At 44.6% G+C, this 16,407-nt stretch carries 9 protein-coding genes and 1 pseudogene; 6 read left to right on the top strand and 4 right to left on the bottom strand.

All coding sequences use genetic code 11. The annotated features are described in order from the left end of the window. Positions 1-355 precede the first annotated feature (355 nt). Positions 356-1,249, bottom strand: a complete 894-nt coding sequence (locus tag FM037_RS17065) for a LysR family transcriptional regulator (protein WP_144046960.1) — start codon at positions 1,247-1,249, stop codon at positions 356-358. A 222-nt stretch (positions 1,250-1,471) separates the two neighbouring features. On the opposite strand from FM037_RS17065, the gene hppD reads away from it, so the two are divergent. Continuing rightward, complete coding sequence (gene hppD / locus FM037_RS17070) at positions 1,472-2,512, top strand: 4-hydroxyphenylpyruvate dioxygenase (RefSeq protein WP_144046961.1); 1,041 nt, start codon at positions 1,472-1,474, stop codon at positions 2,510-2,512. 186 nt (positions 2,513-2,698) lie between these two features. Next, complete coding sequence (locus FM037_RS17075; RefSeq protein WP_144046962.1) at positions 2,699-3,316, top strand: LysE family translocator; 618 nt, start codon at positions 2,699-2,701, stop codon at positions 3,314-3,316. Between the two features lie 49 nt (positions 3,317-3,365). On the opposite strand, the gene FM037_RS17080 is transcribed toward FM037_RS17075, so the two are convergent. Then, the gene (locus tag FM037_RS17080) at positions 3,366-4,709 is read right to left on the bottom strand and encodes a GNAT family N-acetyltransferase (protein ID WP_144046963.1); all 1,344 of its coding nucleotides are present in this window, start codon (positions 4,707-4,709) and stop codon (positions 3,366-3,368) included. Positions 4,710-4,802: 93 nt separating this feature from the next. Between FM037_RS17080 and ggt the strand changes: the two genes are divergently transcribed. From ggt to FM037_RS17100, 4 genes and pseudogenes are all read left to right on the top strand, one after another. Continuing rightward, positions 4,803-6,551 (top strand): gamma-glutamyltransferase, encoded by a 1,749-nt coding sequence (ggt, locus tag FM037_RS17085; protein WP_144046964.1) that lies wholly within the window; start codon positions 4,803-4,805, stop codon positions 6,549-6,551. A 477-nt stretch (positions 6,552-7,028) separates the two neighbouring features. Further along, positions 7,029-9,209 (top strand): M3 family metallopeptidase, encoded by a 2,181-nt coding sequence (locus tag FM037_RS17090; RefSeq protein WP_144046965.1) that lies wholly within the window; start codon positions 7,029-7,031, stop codon positions 9,207-9,209. A gap of 291 nt (positions 9,210-9,500) precedes the next feature. Next, a pseudogene (locus FM037_RS17095) lies at positions 9,501-11,515 on the top strand (alpha-amylase). Positions 11,516-11,890: 375 nt separating this feature from the next. After that, complete coding sequence (locus FM037_RS17100; RefSeq protein WP_185976844.1) at positions 11,891-13,945, top strand: bifunctional 2',3'-cyclic-nucleotide 2'-phosphodiesterase/3'-nucleotidase; 2,055 nt, start codon at positions 11,891-11,893, stop codon at positions 13,943-13,945. A gap of 78 nt (positions 13,946-14,023) precedes the next feature. Here FM037_RS17100 and FM037_RS17105 read toward each other — a convergent pair whose 3' ends face one another. Both FM037_RS17105 and FM037_RS17110 read right to left on the bottom strand, forming a co-directional pair. Continuing rightward, positions 14,024-14,872, bottom strand: coding sequence for a 2',3'-cyclic-nucleotide 2'-phosphodiesterase (locus tag FM037_RS17105; protein WP_144046967.1), 849 nt, complete (start codon positions 14,870-14,872; stop codon positions 14,024-14,026). Positions 14,873-15,361: 489 nt separating this feature from the next. Next, a complete protein-coding gene (locus tag FM037_RS17110) occupies positions 15,362-16,279 on the bottom strand; it encodes a PhzF family phenazine biosynthesis protein (RefSeq protein WP_144046968.1) in 918 nt (305 codons plus the stop codon). Positions 16,280-16,407: the final 128 nt, after the last annotated feature.

Below are 16,407 nucleotides of genomic sequence, written 5' to 3' on the forward strand. Positions count from 1 at the left end.
GAATGGCCTGTATAAATACTCAATACACATGCTCGTTGAACACTTTTACTCAGCTTTCAACATTCAAGGTTCTTATATAACCTTCTACAACTAAAATATCTGCATATGTCGTACCACTGACCATATGTCGCCAATATACTCGATGGGAACTGAACCTAGGCTTAACGGTACGGTATATTATAAATATCGGCCGTTAAGCCTATTTGCTTTAACCTTAGTGCTACTAAGCCGCTTGCATAACGCCGCTACTGGATGTGCTATAACTGAGTAAAATTTCAATTGAAACTAGACAGATAAAATACTCGATATCATCACAGACTAATCTGCTAGAGAGCAGAGAGTCGCTCCCACCAGTCTAGAGCTCTGCACGATCGAACTCTTCCATAATAAGCTCAGTAAACAGACGCCCCGCCTTACCCAATGGCCGCTCCATGGTCGACACTAGTTTAGGAGTGAAACTGTGGCGGCTGCCGCCACTAAAATCCACCTCAATCAGCTCCCCACGTTTGAGCTCATCATGGATGAGGAAGTCTGGCATCCAGCCAAAACCCAACCCCATCTCCAATGCATTCTTCTTCATGATGAAACCAGACAGATAAAACACCTTATCCCCACCGAATTGAAGCTCATCTTGATAGCTTATTTCGGGGGATGAATCTTCGATGGTGAGCTCAACATGCCTTTGCAGCTCAAATAACGAGATATTCTCTTCCACAGCCAACAGATGGCTTGCCGCCACGACGAGTATGCTGGTAATATCCGGCAGAGACTGAGGTCGATAATTGGGACCGGTACGATAGTCTTTCACTAACATCAGATCGGCATTATCCCGCTCAAACCTGTCTTGTACTCCACCGAGAAACTCCATATTCAATTGAATTTTTGTCGGGATCTGGTGGGCAGCCATACGTTTCAATGCCTTCATGATTGGCTCCATCGGCAAGGCTCCGTCGATAACTAGTTCCAATTTAGGCTCCCACCCCTCACTGAATCTGCTCGCTAAATGTTCAATGTTTGCAAGGTACTGCAACAGTCTCTGGCCTTCGGCGAGTATAACTTTACCTTCCGGCGTTAATTCGGCTCGGTACTGATCCCGACAAAAAAGATTTACACCTAAGTGTTGCTCTAGCTTCTTAATCTGATAACTCACCGCAGACTGAGCCTTATGCAAACGCTCTGCAGCCTTAGCAAAGCTGCCTTCTTCGACCAAAACCTCAAGTACTTTAAATGCATCAACATCTATACGCATACACGCCTCATTAGTGTAAACCTAAACATACCATCTACTTTATAGATTAACTCACGCCAATTATTATTCTTTTTTTTGTTCATCTGAGCAACTAAATTGATATTAAGATCACAATTTAGGTGAAACTGGCGTCTGCCTCAAACTGAAAGACATCATTTAGCCCAACATAAAACATAAAAAGCACGCATCAAGGTGCATGAAAAATTGAACGAGGATAGAACAATGGCAAGCGAAAAAAATCCACTGGGCTTATTGGGCATAGAATTCACTGAATTTTCCACCCCAGATCTTGAATTCATGCATAAAGTATTTATCGATTTCGGTTTCTCTAAACTGAAAAAGAGCAAGAACAAAGATATCAGTTACTACAAGCAAAATGACATCCATTTCCTGCTCAACAACGAGCGAAGCGGTTTCTCGGCCGAGTTCGCTAAGAGTCACGGTCCTGCGATCTGTTCTATGGGCTGGCGCGTAGAAGATGCACAATTCGCCTTCGAAGGTGCGGTAGCACGCGGTGCTAAGCCTGCCGATGATGCTAACAAAGATCATCCTTATCCGGCTATTTATGGCATAGGTGACAGCTTAATTTACTTTATCGACATCTTTGGTGAAGAGAAGAATATCTACCAAAATGATTTCGTCGATCTCGAAGAGCAAGTCATCACTCAAGAAAAAGGCTTTATCGAAGTCGATCATCTCACCAACAATGTCTACCAGGGCACCATGGAGTTTTGGTCTAACTTCTATAAAGATATCTTCGGTTTCACCGAAGTACGTTATTTCGATATTAAGGGGGCTAAAACCGCTTTGATCTCTTACGCCCTGCGCTCACCGGATGGCAGCTTCTGTATTCCAATCAACGAAGGTAAAGGCAGCGAGAAGAACCAGATCGATGAATATCTGAAAGAGTATGATGGCCCTGGCGTACAGCATCTGGCCTTTAGAAGTCGTGATATCGTCGCCTCTCTCGATGCGATGGAAGGCTCATCAATTCAGACGTTAGATATTATCCCTGAATATTACGAGACCATCTTCGATAAGCTGCCTCAGGTCACTGAAGACAGAGATCGCATCAAGCATCATCAGATATTGATCGACGGCGATGACGATGGTTATCTGCTGCAGATCTTCACTAAGAATCTGTTCGGCCCTATATTCATCGAGATCATCCAGCGCAAGAACAATCAGGGATTCGGCGAAGGTAACTTTACCGCCCTGTTTGAGTCAATAGAGCGTGATCAACAACGTCGTGGCGTGCTCTAAATAAGCTAAATTCAGTCATATGAACAAGCTGTGAGTTAATACTAGTTAGCACGATACGTTACACATAGTGCAAATTTAGGTTATCCAGATGTAAAACCAGCCTTAGTGGCTGGTTTTTTGTTTTCAGTGAGCAAAATATTCTCTAGACTGAGTCTCTTATAACAAAAACAAAGAAGCTTATTACAGATGCCAGATATCGCCCTACTCGCTGTTTTTCTACCGACCTTTTTCTTCGTATCAATCACACCCGGCATGTGTATGACACTCGCCATGACCTTAGGCATGAGTATCGGTGTGCGTCGAACCCTGTGGATGATGGGTGGTGAGTTGATTGGTGTGGCTATCGTTGCTATAGCAGCTGTCATGGGCGTCGCAAGTATCATGCTTAACTACCCTCAAGCCTTCTCAATCATCAAGTATGCCGGCGGTGCTTACCTCGCCTATCTTGGTATCCAGATGTGGTTATCTAAAGGCAAGATGACCATAACCAATGAGCAGCAAACAGAAGTGAGCCGCACAACTCTATTCAATCAAGGGCTGATGACTGCGATTTCAAACCCTAAGGGGTGGGCCTTTATGGTATCCCTGCTACCGCCTTTCATCAGCGCAGATAAAGCAGTGGCTCCTCAGCTTTTCTGGCTATTGTCTATCATCTTAGTCTCTGAGGCAGTTGCTATGCTCGCCTATGCCTCTGGTGGTAAGAGCTTAAGAGTGTTTTTATCTAAGGGTGATAATATCAAGCTGATGAATCGTATCGCTGGCTCTTTGATGATAGGTGTCGGTTTCTGGTTGGCGTTAGGTTAAAGCCGATAAGAACAGGCTACAGCTTAGAGCCTGTAGCCTTATTTATTCCTTACTCTTTATTCTTGAACGGCAGTGACTTAGCAGCCTCTATCATGTAACATCTATTTTGTTCGGCTTCCTGTAGAGTAAAACTCTCGATGGCGTCTCTGAAACCTGGGTGAGCAATCTCATGGTTTGAGTAGGTCTCCATTGGCTCAAACCCTCTAGAAATCTTATGCTCTCCCTGAGCCCCCGCATCTAAGGCCTGCAAACCATGTTTGATGCAGTATTCGATCCCCTGGTAATAACACGCCTCGAAATGTAAGGCATCGGCCTCTTCCAGACAGCCCCAATACCGACCATAGAGATGCGTATCACTGGTGAAATAGAGCGCCGCAGCGACGATACAGGCATCGCCAAGTTCCTCTGGTGAGCCGATATGCTCATCTAAGCCCTCAGGAGTATCCGAACTATCTGATCCATAGAATTGCGGCAATGGCTTCTCGACAACAAGCAATTGCACTTGCTCCGGCATCGTTGCTCCAATTAGCTTGAAAAAGTCTAGATTGAGATAGCCGTAATGGCCGGAGCGTTTCGCATAGGTTATCTGGTAACAGTAATAGAAGGATTGCCACTGAGCCTCAGTCACCTCAATACCCGGAATAAACCTGAATGTATAACCTTGTCCTTGGGCCTTATTTCTCTCTTTGATGATGTTTTTTCGTTTGCGTGAACTCATGGCAGACAAGAAATCATCAAATACCCGGTAACCTTGGTTACGCCAATGAAACTGAGTGCCCCTACGCTTAAGGGGCGTTAAGGGTGAAGCTGAAGGTGAAGATAAACCTGACTCTAGCTCTGGTTCTAACTGGGACATTGGTTGTGATTGTGAGAGTGAGATAAGCTTATGTTGCGCCTCAGGCATAAACAGGCAATGCCAGCTTGAATAGCTTCCGCGTCTCATCTCATGGCTGAGCGCTTGAATCATCAAGGAGACAACAGACTGAGACTCTTGCTCACTTAATTGCTTGCCTATGCCTAACCTGTTGCCCGTGACTGGCGTAAAAGGAACCGCGCTCAATAGCTTAGGGTAATAGTCGATGTGATTCCTTTCATAGGCCTCGGCCCAGGCCCAATCGAACACGTATTCTCCATAGGAATGACTCTTACTGTAAAGGGGCATCAGAGCAATTCGCTTACCTTGGCTCAGCACAGACAAATGCATGGGAGTCCAACCGGATTTCGGGCACACACAGCGACTGTCTTCCAACGCCAGAAGATAGGCATGACAAGTAAAGGGGTTAACTCCCTTACCGCTCTCCTCAACATCTCCCTGCATCAAGGCATTCCATTCATCGGCAGGAATAGTGGAGATTGACTCCGAGAACTCAAGCTTCAAGTCTGATCCGAACAAGTACTTCTCCTACTTTTTTTGTCTTGCTATTTTGTATGATTAACGTCACATTGCTGAAATAACTATAACTTTCTAATATAAAAAGGGATCTCAATGCGCTCGCTAACACGATTATTCGTTGCCATATCTGTGGCCGTGCCTTTACTGGGCTTATCCTCGGCATTTCATGTCGCCCCCGTACAAGCCGCAGAATCTTCAATATACAGCCACATGGCAACCGCGCAACCCGTTTGGGCTAAGCATGGCATGGTATCGACTCAAGAGACATTAGCGACTCGAGCAGGCGTAGAGATTTTAAAGCAAGGCGGTAATGCCGTCGATGCTGCCGTGGCGGTTGGCTTTGCACTGGCCGTGACTTTGCCTCGTGCTGGCAACATAGGTGGCGGTGGCTTCATGTTGGTTCATCTCGCCGAGCCCAACAAAACTATCGCTATCGATTACCGTGAAATGGCGCCATCGAAAGCCCACAGAGACATGTACCTCAATGAGCATGGCGACGCCGTTGCTAAGCTGAGCCGCGAACACGGCCTGGCCGTCGGCGTACCGGGTACCGTGATGGGCATGGAACTGGCCTTAGAGAAATACGGCACCATGACCATGAAGCAAGTGATGGCTGCGGCGATAAAAATGGCGGGTGAAGGCATTACTGTTACACCAGATCTCTCTACCTCTTTAATTGGGCTAAAAAGACGTATCGCCCAATGGCCAAGCTCTGCCGAAATATTTTATAAAGCAGACGGCAGTAATTATCAGGTCGGTGACGTGCTTAAGCAACCTGAACTGGCCCACTCTTTATCCTTAATCGCCAAGCAAGGCAGTAAGGGCTTCTACCAAGGGGAAACGGCTCAAAAATTAGTTGCAGCCATTCAAGACGCTGGTGGGATCATGACACTCGATGATCTAAAGCAGTATAAAGTCGTCGAGCGCAAACCGGTGACAGGCGACTATCGTGGCTATAAAGTCGTGTCTATGCCGCCACCTTCATCCGGCGGTGTCCACATCGTCGAAATGCTCAACATATTAGAGACTTTCCCCATCGATAAACTGGGTCATAATACCGCCGCAACTCTTCACCTGATGACAGAAGCCATGAGACGCGCTTATGCCGATCGCAGTGAATACCTTGGCGATCCAGACTTCTATAAGGTGCCCGTAGAGGCCTTGACCAGTAAAGACTACGCCAAGAAGTTAGCCAGTCAAATCGCTATCAATAAGGCCACACCGAGCAGCGAAATCAAACCCGGTAAACTCGCGCCCTATGAGAGTAATCAAACCACACACTATTCTGTGGTCGACAAATGGGGCAACGCAGTATCCAATACCTACACCCTAAACTTCAGCTATGGCTCAGGATTAGTGGCTAAAGGCACAGGCATCTTACTCAACAATGAGATGGATGATTTTTCCGCAAAAACCGGCACTCCAAATGGTTATGGCCTGGTCGGCGGTGAAGCAAACTCAGTCGAAGGCAACAAACGGCCGCTAAGCTCGATGAGCCCAACCATAGTGATGAAAGATGGTAAACCCTTTATCATCACCGGCAGCCCTGGAGGTTCACGCATCATCACTACAACGATGCAGATCATCATGAATGTCATCGACCATGACCTTAATATCGCCGAAGCCACTGCCGCCCCTCGCATACACCATCAGTGGTTGCCCGATGTGCTACGTGTCGAACAGAGTCTCAATAGTGACACCATTGAGCTACTCGAAGCTAAGGGCCATAAGGTCAGTGTGGGTAATGCCATCGGCTCGACTCAATCGATAATGGTCACAGAGCAAGGCGTATTTGGCTCATCAGACCCTCGCCGCGCCGGATCGCTGACCTTAGGGTATTAATCCAGATAAAATCCACTTTGCACAGTTAAAAAGGGAAGCCATTGGCTTCCCTTTTTAAATATCTATAAAGCTCAGACAAACTGCTCTTATCCCAGCTCAAACCTACCCGAAAGATGCTAAAATCCGCCCCAAAAAAAATTTAACAAACTTTCAACAACTTAAGCTCTACAGGTACCATTGCGGCCTATATGTGAACTCACTTATGATCAAGTTTGTGGTTAATAATTTATCAAAAAGTGCCAGATAATGTATAAAAACAAGGCATTCAAAACATTTGTTACAAACAAAACATTATTTTGATAGCTTTAACACCTTTAACCATGATATTTAAAAGCTCTTAACGTCAGTTTAAGCCTTTTGACGTATAAATTGTCATGATGATTTTTTGTCTAGCTTAAACTGCACGCTTTTGCCCGCTATGGGCTTGGCGATAATATTTCAACACAAGCAAATAAAAACAAATCGGGGATATAAATAATGAAGGGATTAACCCTCAAACCACTGGTAACCGCTATGGCACTCACTTTTGCATTAGGTGCATGTAGCTCATCAACGACAGGAAGCGGCGACACCAATCTGGCACCTAACGTCGTAGCGCAGCAGATAATCGAAAACAATGCGGGTAACCCTTTTTTTAAGCCATACGATACTTACCTTGGTATTCCTGATTTCGATAAGATCAAACCAGAACACTACCTACCGGCATTCAAAGCGGGAATTGCTCAGCATCAAGCCGAAATGCAAGCCATCATAGATAACCCGGAAGCACCCAACTTCGCTAATACAATAGAAGCGATGGAATTTTCAGGTGAGCTAACCTCAAAAGTCGCCAGCGTGTTCTACAACCTAACGGGTGCCGACACTAATGATGCGCTGCAGACTATCTCAAAAGAGGTCTCGCCTATGCTTTCATCGGCCAGCGATGATGTATTGCTAAACGACAAATTGTTCCAAAAAGTAAAAGCGGTTTATGACTCACGAGATACTCTGGGCCTGAATACCGCTCAGTCTAAGCTACTCGATGACACTTATAAGTCTTTCACTCGTGGCGGCGCTAACCTAAACGAAACAGACAAGACCAAGCTTCGTGGTCTTAATGATCAGATTGGCAAACTCAGCCTGGAGTTTGGTGACAACCTACTGGCCGAAACTAACGCATTTGAGCTCGTTATCGATAACAAGGCCGATCTTTCTGGTCTACCAAAAGATGTGATTAACACAGCAGCGGATACCGCGGCAAAGCGTGGCCACGAAGGTAAGTGGGTGTTCACCACCTCACGCCCCTCTATCACACCATTTTTGACCTATGCCGACAGTCGCGAGCTACGCGAAAAGATCTACAACGGCTATATCATGCGCGGTAATAACGACAACGCTAATGATAACAAGCAGATCTTGGCTAAGATGGCTGCCCTACGTGCAGAGCGTGCGCAGCTGATGGGTTACAAGACCCATGCGCATTTCGTACTAGAAGAACGCACCGCTAAGACACCTGAAAATGTCTATGAGTTACTTAATAAGGTTTGGCCTGCAGCCCTTGCCCAGGCAGAAGCTGAAGTTGATGTTATGCAAGAGCTTATCGACTCTGAAGGCGGTAATTTCAAACTTGCAGGTTGGGATTGGTGGTATTACTCAGACAAGATCCGTGTGGCTAAGTACAGCTTTAACGAGCAACAGACTCGCCCCTACTTCTCACTGGAAAATACCCTTAAAGGTGTGTTCTATACGGCTAACCGTTTATTTGGCATCACAGTCAAGGAACGTACCGACTTACCTAAGTACAACGATGAAGTTCGTACCTGGGAAGTGTATGACAAAGACGGCTCTTTGATGGCCATCTTCATGGGTGACTACTATGTACGCGACAGCAAGCGTGGTGGTGCATGGATGAACTCTTACCGTCAGCAGTACAATATGAATGGCGTCGACTCTAAGCCTATCATAGTCAACGTACTTAACTACCCTCGCCCTGCAGCAGGTGAGCCTTCACTACTGACGTTTGATGAAGCCAGTACCCTGTTCCATGAATTTGGTCACGCCCTTCATGGCATGCTGTCAGATGTTCAGTATCGCTCTCAAGCAGGAACTTCTGTTCCACGTGATTACGTCGAGTTCCCATCACAGGTGATGGAAAACTGGATGACTCAACCCGAAGTATTGGCTCAGTTCGCTAAGCATTATAAGACCGGTGAAGTGATCCCTCAGGAGCTAGTGAAGAAGATACAGGCTGCGAGCAAGTTCAACCAAGGTTTTGCCACCGTTGAATATATGGCCGCGACTAAGTTAGATCTTGATTGGCACACAGTGACCGACTTTACCCCGAAAGATGCGGCAAAATTTGAAGCTGAGTCACTCAACAAGATGGGGCTTATCAATGAGATCACTCCAAGATACCGCAGTACTTACTTCTCGCACATTTTCTCGGGTGGATATTCTGCAGGTTACTACAGCTACCTTTGGTCTGATATCTTAGGTGCCGATGCATTCGAAGCCTTCAAAGAGAACGGTATCTTCGACCAAACAACAGCTGAAGCCTTCAGAAACAACATCTTGTCTCAAGGTGGCAGTGAAGATCCTATGCAACTTTACAAGCAGTTCCGTGGCAAAGAAGCGGGCATAGACCCACTACTTCGCAGCCGGGGTCTACTTGCAAAATAACACAGGGTCACAAACATAAAGTTTGTCCATGCATAGATTAAAATAATAAGAGCCCTTTTTAGGGCTCTTATTTATTGTTCTTCGTCAGTAATGCAGCCCCGGAATAATACTTTTCGCTTGCGACTCTCTTAAACGCTCTTAGTCCTCTTTTAAATACTTATTCTTGTTTCTATGCAGCCTTACTTCAATGCATACGTATTCAACTATCCCTGCAATGACCCAGTATTATTTTTAAGCAATGATGACTCAGTTCTCGAGGTGTAAATATAAAAATCAGAAATGGAATTTAAAATGAACAATAAAAAAAATCATAATTTAATCGCAAAAAGTTTAGCCATGACTTTATCTCTACTGAGTACAACGCAAATTCAAGCCCAAACTCAGCCAACCACCTTCGTTCATTTATTTGAATGGAGTTGGCAAGATGTCGCACAAGAATGTGAAGACTATTTAGGCCCTAAAGGCTATCGGGCTGTACAAGTATCGCCGCCCAATGAGCATATTCAAGGTTCACCGTGGTGGACACGCTACCAACCAGTGAGTTATCAATTAGAAAGTCGCAGTGGAACACGTGAACAGTTCATTGATATGGTTAACCGCTGTAAAAATGTTGGTGTAGATATTTACGTAGATGCCGTCATCAATCATATGGCTCATGGCAGTGGTACAGGCTCTGCTGGCAGTGTTTATGGGAATAAACACTATCCAATGTATGACCCTCAAGATTTTCATAACACCTGCGCTATTAATGATTATGGTGATCGTTGGCAAGTTCAAAACTGTGAGCTAGTCGGTTTGCCTGATTTAAATACTGGTTCAGCTTATGTGCAAGCTACATTAGCGGGTTATTTAAATGATTTAATCAGTATTGGTGTCACAGGTTTTCGTTTCGATGCTTCTAAACACATGTCAATTGAAGACATTCAGGGAGTATTATCGAACGTGAATGGCACGCCCTTAATCTTTCAGGAAGTGATCGATCAAGGGGGGAAGCCATCGGCTCCTCTGAATATACAAGTGCTGGCTTAGTGACTGAATTTAAATACACCACCAAATTAGGTGACACTTTTAGAAACGGTAAACTCGCTTGGCTAAATAATTTCGGCGAAGCTTGGGGTTTTATGCCCAGCAACTCAGCCGTCGTCTTTGTCGATAATCATGACAATCAACGTGGTCATGGTGGAGGCGGGAATGTTATCACCTTTGAAGATGGGCGCTTATACGATTTAGCCAATGTATTTATGTTAGCTTACCCCTATGGCTACCCAAAAGTAATGTCGAGCTACGAGTATCATGGTGATTTTGATGCAGGAAAGCCGCATATTCCCGTTCATAACCAAGGCAACTTAGAATGTTTTGCCAGTAACTGGAAGTGTGAGCACAGATGGTCTTATATCTCTGGCGCTGTCGATTTCAGAAACAATACCGCTGACAACCTCAGCATGACTAATTGGTGGGATAATGACAATAACCAAATAGCTTTTGGCCGTGGTAGCTCAGGATTTGTTGCTATCAATAAAGAAGACATTAATTTAACCTCTATCCTAAATACGGACATGACAGCAGGTACTTACTGCAACGTGCTCAAAGGTCAATTGTCAGCCGATGGATTATCTTGTAGTGGTGAAACAATTAGGGTCAATACCGATGGCAGTATCAATGCAAATATCGGCTCTTGGGACGCCTTTGCCATTCACCGTGGTGCCAAAGTCACCGGCGTTACGATTCCACCGGAAAGTGATTGGCAACGTACCCTGATATTCATTCGAGCTCAAACTCTGAGCGGTCAAAATATGTTTATTCGCGGTGGTATCGACCATAATTATGCTAACAATATTTTAGGAAGAAACTGTCAAACGACTAACTTAGATTGTGCTATGCCCATCAAGCATAACAACATGCTTAATGTCACCACAACGCAGTGGAAAGCCAATGAAAGCTATCTAGACTGGTACGGAAGTGAAGCTAGCCAAAGCATGGAATCTGAAGGAACACCACTGGATTGGACAACCAATATCTGGCCAAATAGCTGGGGCACCAAACGAACCACTGCAGTCGATGGATATGGTGAAGATCCATTCAACATTTGGGGCCAACATTACTGGATGCTGGATGTCGATATGGACTGTAGTAAAGCCGTCAACGGACAATTTGAAATAAAGGCTTTCATTAAAAATGGTCAAGGCTGGGAGTCTAACATCTCACAAGTTGATGCGCCTTATGGCTCTAATAACCATTTTGCCCAATGTGGAAAAATCAACAAATTTGACTTCAACGCTAATAGTGTTGACGTTCGTGACTTTTAACCCCTTCCAACCGAGCTAATTCATTGTAGCTTAGCGGTTTCCAGCATTGCATAAGAGCCCTTTAGAGGGCTCTTTCCCTCCCTAGATAAACGTTTATCTAGGGCCCTGACCATCAACGAAATATACACATCAAATACATTAAACTACCAAGGTATCAAGCGAATGATACACTTCTGCTCAAATTTAAACCAAACGACATCTAAGTCTCATATAAAGCGTTAAACCCTTACTCTAAATCACATTATTGAAACTTATCCAGCATATAATAACCTCACGCCCTCAGTGATACCACAAGAAATATCACGTTGGTTACATGAGGCATAACTTAACAACAAGAGTCATGCCTCGGGGTCTTAATAAATGAGAATGATGGATATGTTTAATAAAAAAGTTTTAGCAGTAGTTATCGCTTCAACACTTGGCCTTGCGGCTTGTGGATCTGATGATAATGATGTCGCGGCCATTCAAGTGGATCTTCGTATTCTTGAAACCAGTGATCTTCATACCAACATCATGGATTATGATTATTACAAAACCAAGTATGACCCGAGCATAGGCCTTGCACGAACGGCTAGCCTGATTAAACAGCGAGGCGCTGAAGTCAGCAACTTCGTATTAGTCGACAACGGTGACTTATTGCAAGGCAGCCCAATGGGCGACTACGTTGCCGATAACTTTAAACGCGACAGCACCATAGGCGGCACTCATCCAGCATATAAGGCCATGAATACACTCGGCTACTCTGTGGGCAACTTAGGCAACCATGAGTTTAACTATGGCCTGGATTTCTTAAGCGAAGCCATAGCAGGCGCAAACTTCCCTTACATCAATGCTAACGTCTTATGTGAAGCCGATTGCTGGGAAGGCAAAGAAAAGGGTGATAACTTATTCACCCCTTACATCATCGAAGAAAAAACGGTCATCGACAGCAAGGGTGATCAGCAAACGGTTAAAATTGGCTATATCGGCTTCGTGCCCCCTCAGATATTACTCTGGGATAAGCAAAACCTATCCGGCAAAGTTTCAGTTATGGGTATTGTCGAAGCTGCTGAAAAATTCGTTCCATTAATGAAAGCTGAGGGCGCCGATGTTATCGTCGCAATCCCACACTCAGGCGTGGGCACACCTTCAAATCCAATCGATGTCAACGACGAAAATGCCACTTACGCGCTATCTCTGGTAGAAGGTATCGATGTGATAACCTTTGGTCACAGCCATTCAGTATTTCCGTCGGCAACATTTGAAGGTCTGGAAAATGCCGATCTGGAGAAAGGGACTATCAATGGTGTGGCTGCCGTCATGCCTGGCCGTTGGGGTGATAACTTAGGTATTGTCGATCTAAAACTTGAGATGCAAGACGGTAATTGGGTCATTATCGATCGCACTGCAAAAGCTGCTCCTATCTATGACAAAAATGCTGATGAACCTGAATTAGTCAGTGCAGATAATGGTATTCGAGACGCCGTTGCAATCGAACACCAAGGTACACTTAACTATGTCAACCAGCCGATTGGTAAAGCATCCGCCGACATGTACAGCTTCCTTACCTTAGTGCAAGATGATCCATCGGTGCAGATTGTCTCCGATGCCCAGATAGCCAAAGTAAAGGCTAACCTTACTGACGCGTTAAAAGATATTCCGGTATTGTCTGCCGCAGCACCTTTTAAAGCAGGTGGACGTCACAGCACTACCGCCGATGCAGACTCTTATGTGCAAGTTCCAGCCGGCGACTTGACCTACAAAAATGCAGCAGATCTTTATCTATATCCAAATACCATGGTTGTAGTAAAAGTCACAGGTGCAGAAGTGAAAGATTGGCTAGAGTGCAGTGCAAACCAATTTAACCAAATATCAGCAACCTCAACAGAGCCGCAGTATTTAATCAATTGGGACACACACAGAACCTACAACTTCGATGTCATCGATGGTGTCACCTACAAGATTGATGTGACTCAACCGACTAAGTTTGATGGTGATTGTAAACTGCTTGATGCCGATGCCAACCGTATCGTCGATCTAGCTTATACCGAGGACGGAATATTAATCACTGGCGATGAATTTGCTAACAAAGAGTTCATTATAGCGACAAACAACTACCGCGCATTCGGTGGTAAATTTGCGGGTACAGGTTCAGATTACGTCATCATGGAGCTACCGGATAGCAACCGTGAAGCTCTCGCTCAGTACATCACTGAAGAGACTGAGGCGAATGGTGAAGTAAATCCAAGCGCTGATAATAACTGGGACTTCGTGACGATCAACACAAGTACTAATTTGGATATTCGCTTCGAAACTCAAGATAGTGAGCTCGCTGACAAGTTTATTCTTGAGAATCAAGTACGTCCGTTAACCAAACGTGCTGACTTAACTGATGAGTTTGGTTTCGCCATTTACAATATAGACTTAACAACCGAAGCTACCGCTAAGTAAGACTTAAGCTGTTCTTAACTAACCAAAGGCTCCCAACGGAGCCTTTTCAATTTAACCTTAATGACAACCCAAATTTTATCAGGCTCTTATCTCATTCACCCGCCAGGTTTCAGTGATTTTAGGGTCCAGGTAATTGGTGCACAATTTAGGGATAACCAACAATAAGACGAGTAAGCTGACAATATAACGAATAACAATAATATCAACAGCCATTGCTAATAAGCCGAGGCCAATAAACACGGCAAGAAAGGGAAACGTTGCTTTGAACCTAGTCCGTTCATTCCTATGATATTCCAACTCTTCTGGCAATAACAGTTGCACCAACTCCAACGCATGAGCTTTAACCGTCTGGTTAATGAAAACCACCCTATGTCGTTTATCTTTATGCTTTACATAGAAAATATCAGAATTGTGATCACTCACCAGCTCAGAGATCTCATCAAAGGGAATTCGCCGCACTTTTTGGGGTTCGGCTAACGCAATGAGCTCATCAACTGACGCATCATGCTGATATTTGATTTGTAACCGTTTAGCCATCCGACGTTCAAACTCGAAAAAAACCAGCTCGTCGGCTTGTATTAGCACTAAGTATTTATCATCGATATCTAACCAAGAGTTTTGCGTGTAAAACCCCTCTGGTAGACTCCCTTGTGAGACTTTAATACTCAGATATTTTAGTAAAAGATAGGCAATAACACTCACAAACACGCTGAATAACACGGCATTAAAGAAGTGCTCTACCACCCCTTCGGCAGCCAAATTAGTATCTACAAATGCGGCTTGATCTAACTGTTGCCACAAATAGGACCCAGGGTCAAAGTATTCAACAATCAATACCGACCAAAAAGTAGTAAAAATGAAAATCGCGAAGGTGAGAGCCCAAATAACATGTTGGCTTTGTTGGCTTGGAGAACGATATTTAATCATGCTACTTCCCTGTATATTACGACATAAACTTTACTGAATTACATTCACCAATTTAGCTGATATAACACTGTAAACTTATAACGTCTGCCCGCTCCCTTCCTGGAACGAAAACTCACAATTAATAATTTATCTGTCACTAACAATATAGCAGTAAAAACCAATATAGCACCGTAAATTGAAGTTTTTCACTCATTCATATTAAGGGATACGGCGCTGAAACTATTCTATCTTTTGCCTCTTTGAGCCCTGCTTAATCTCCCTGCACCCCAGGATTATCCAGATAGGCTTACTCTATTAGGTTATGCATTTTCCAGCTAAGGGCTATAAGCTCATCTTTTTCAAAAACAGTCATTGTCACTTCCATGCCCTTCTATATAACTTACAGCTAGGCTCGAAACCATCATATCTGGGTAGCGCGACATCTAGCTCTTTCCAGCTCGATTTCGATGACACAAAATTATGCTTAAAGTTAATCAATGATTATTAATGTCAGTCCAGATATATCTCGCCTTTACTCACCAGCACACTGTTACCGCCAATCCAGGTATCAATAACTTGCCCTGCCTTTTTAAGCGCTCTAGCCTTAAGCACGCTAGGACGGTCCATTTCGACGCCTTGGGCTATGGTCCAACACAGCATGCCCTCTTGCAAACTAGAATAATGTGCTAGCAAGCCGGCTAATGCACAATTTGCACTGCCGGTAGCCGGATCTTCTGGTACACCATCGAATGGGGCAAACATACGAGCCTGAATATCAAACTGCTGCTCTGCTTTTGACGATTCTTCTCGTTTTACATAGAGATGAATATCCGGGGTTACGCCTATGGCTTGTATCTTCTCGAACGCGTCCAACTTAGCTCTCGCGCTTGCTAATGCATCTAAACTCATAAGCTCAACCATGAGGAATGGCAACCCAACCGAAGCCACAATAGGCTGATGAGTGCTAAGCTGGATATCATCAAGATTGAGCGACAGAGCCTCGGCAACGAGAGACGCATCGATACTTTGCCCCAAGGAGACAACCTCTGGCGCTTTGAGTTCACAGAAGATAGCGCCATCGTCTTGCTGTGCTATGGAGATGGGCACCAGCCCAGCCTTCTCCTCGAAGATGATTGTTTGCAGCTCTTGCCTATCGAGCAAACCGGTCTTAGCCAATAAAAATGCGGTACCCACATTGGGATGTCCGGCAAAGGGCACCTCTATAGATGGGGTGAAAATGCGCACTTTCCTCGTATTTCCTTGCTCAGCAGGAAACACGAAGGTGCTCTCAGGAAAGTTAAACTCACGAGCGATCTGTTGCATCTGCTCAGAGGTTAACCCTTGTGCATCCGGCAATACGGCTAATTGGTTACCACCAAAGCGTTTATCGGTAAATACATCACAAATATAATAGGGGTAAGACTTCATCGAACACTTTTCCTTAGTTATTCATTGACTTATCTAAGGCTAACAATAAGCCGCCATTACTCTTTTCATTATCTAAAGACTCACGAGATCTAACGCTTGCTAGAACCTCTCATCACTACTTATGTAAG

The organism is Shewanella psychropiezotolerans (genome assembly GCF_007197555.1).
Taxonomy (GTDB): Bacteria; Pseudomonadota; Gammaproteobacteria; order Enterobacterales; family Shewanellaceae; genus Shewanella; species Shewanella psychropiezotolerans.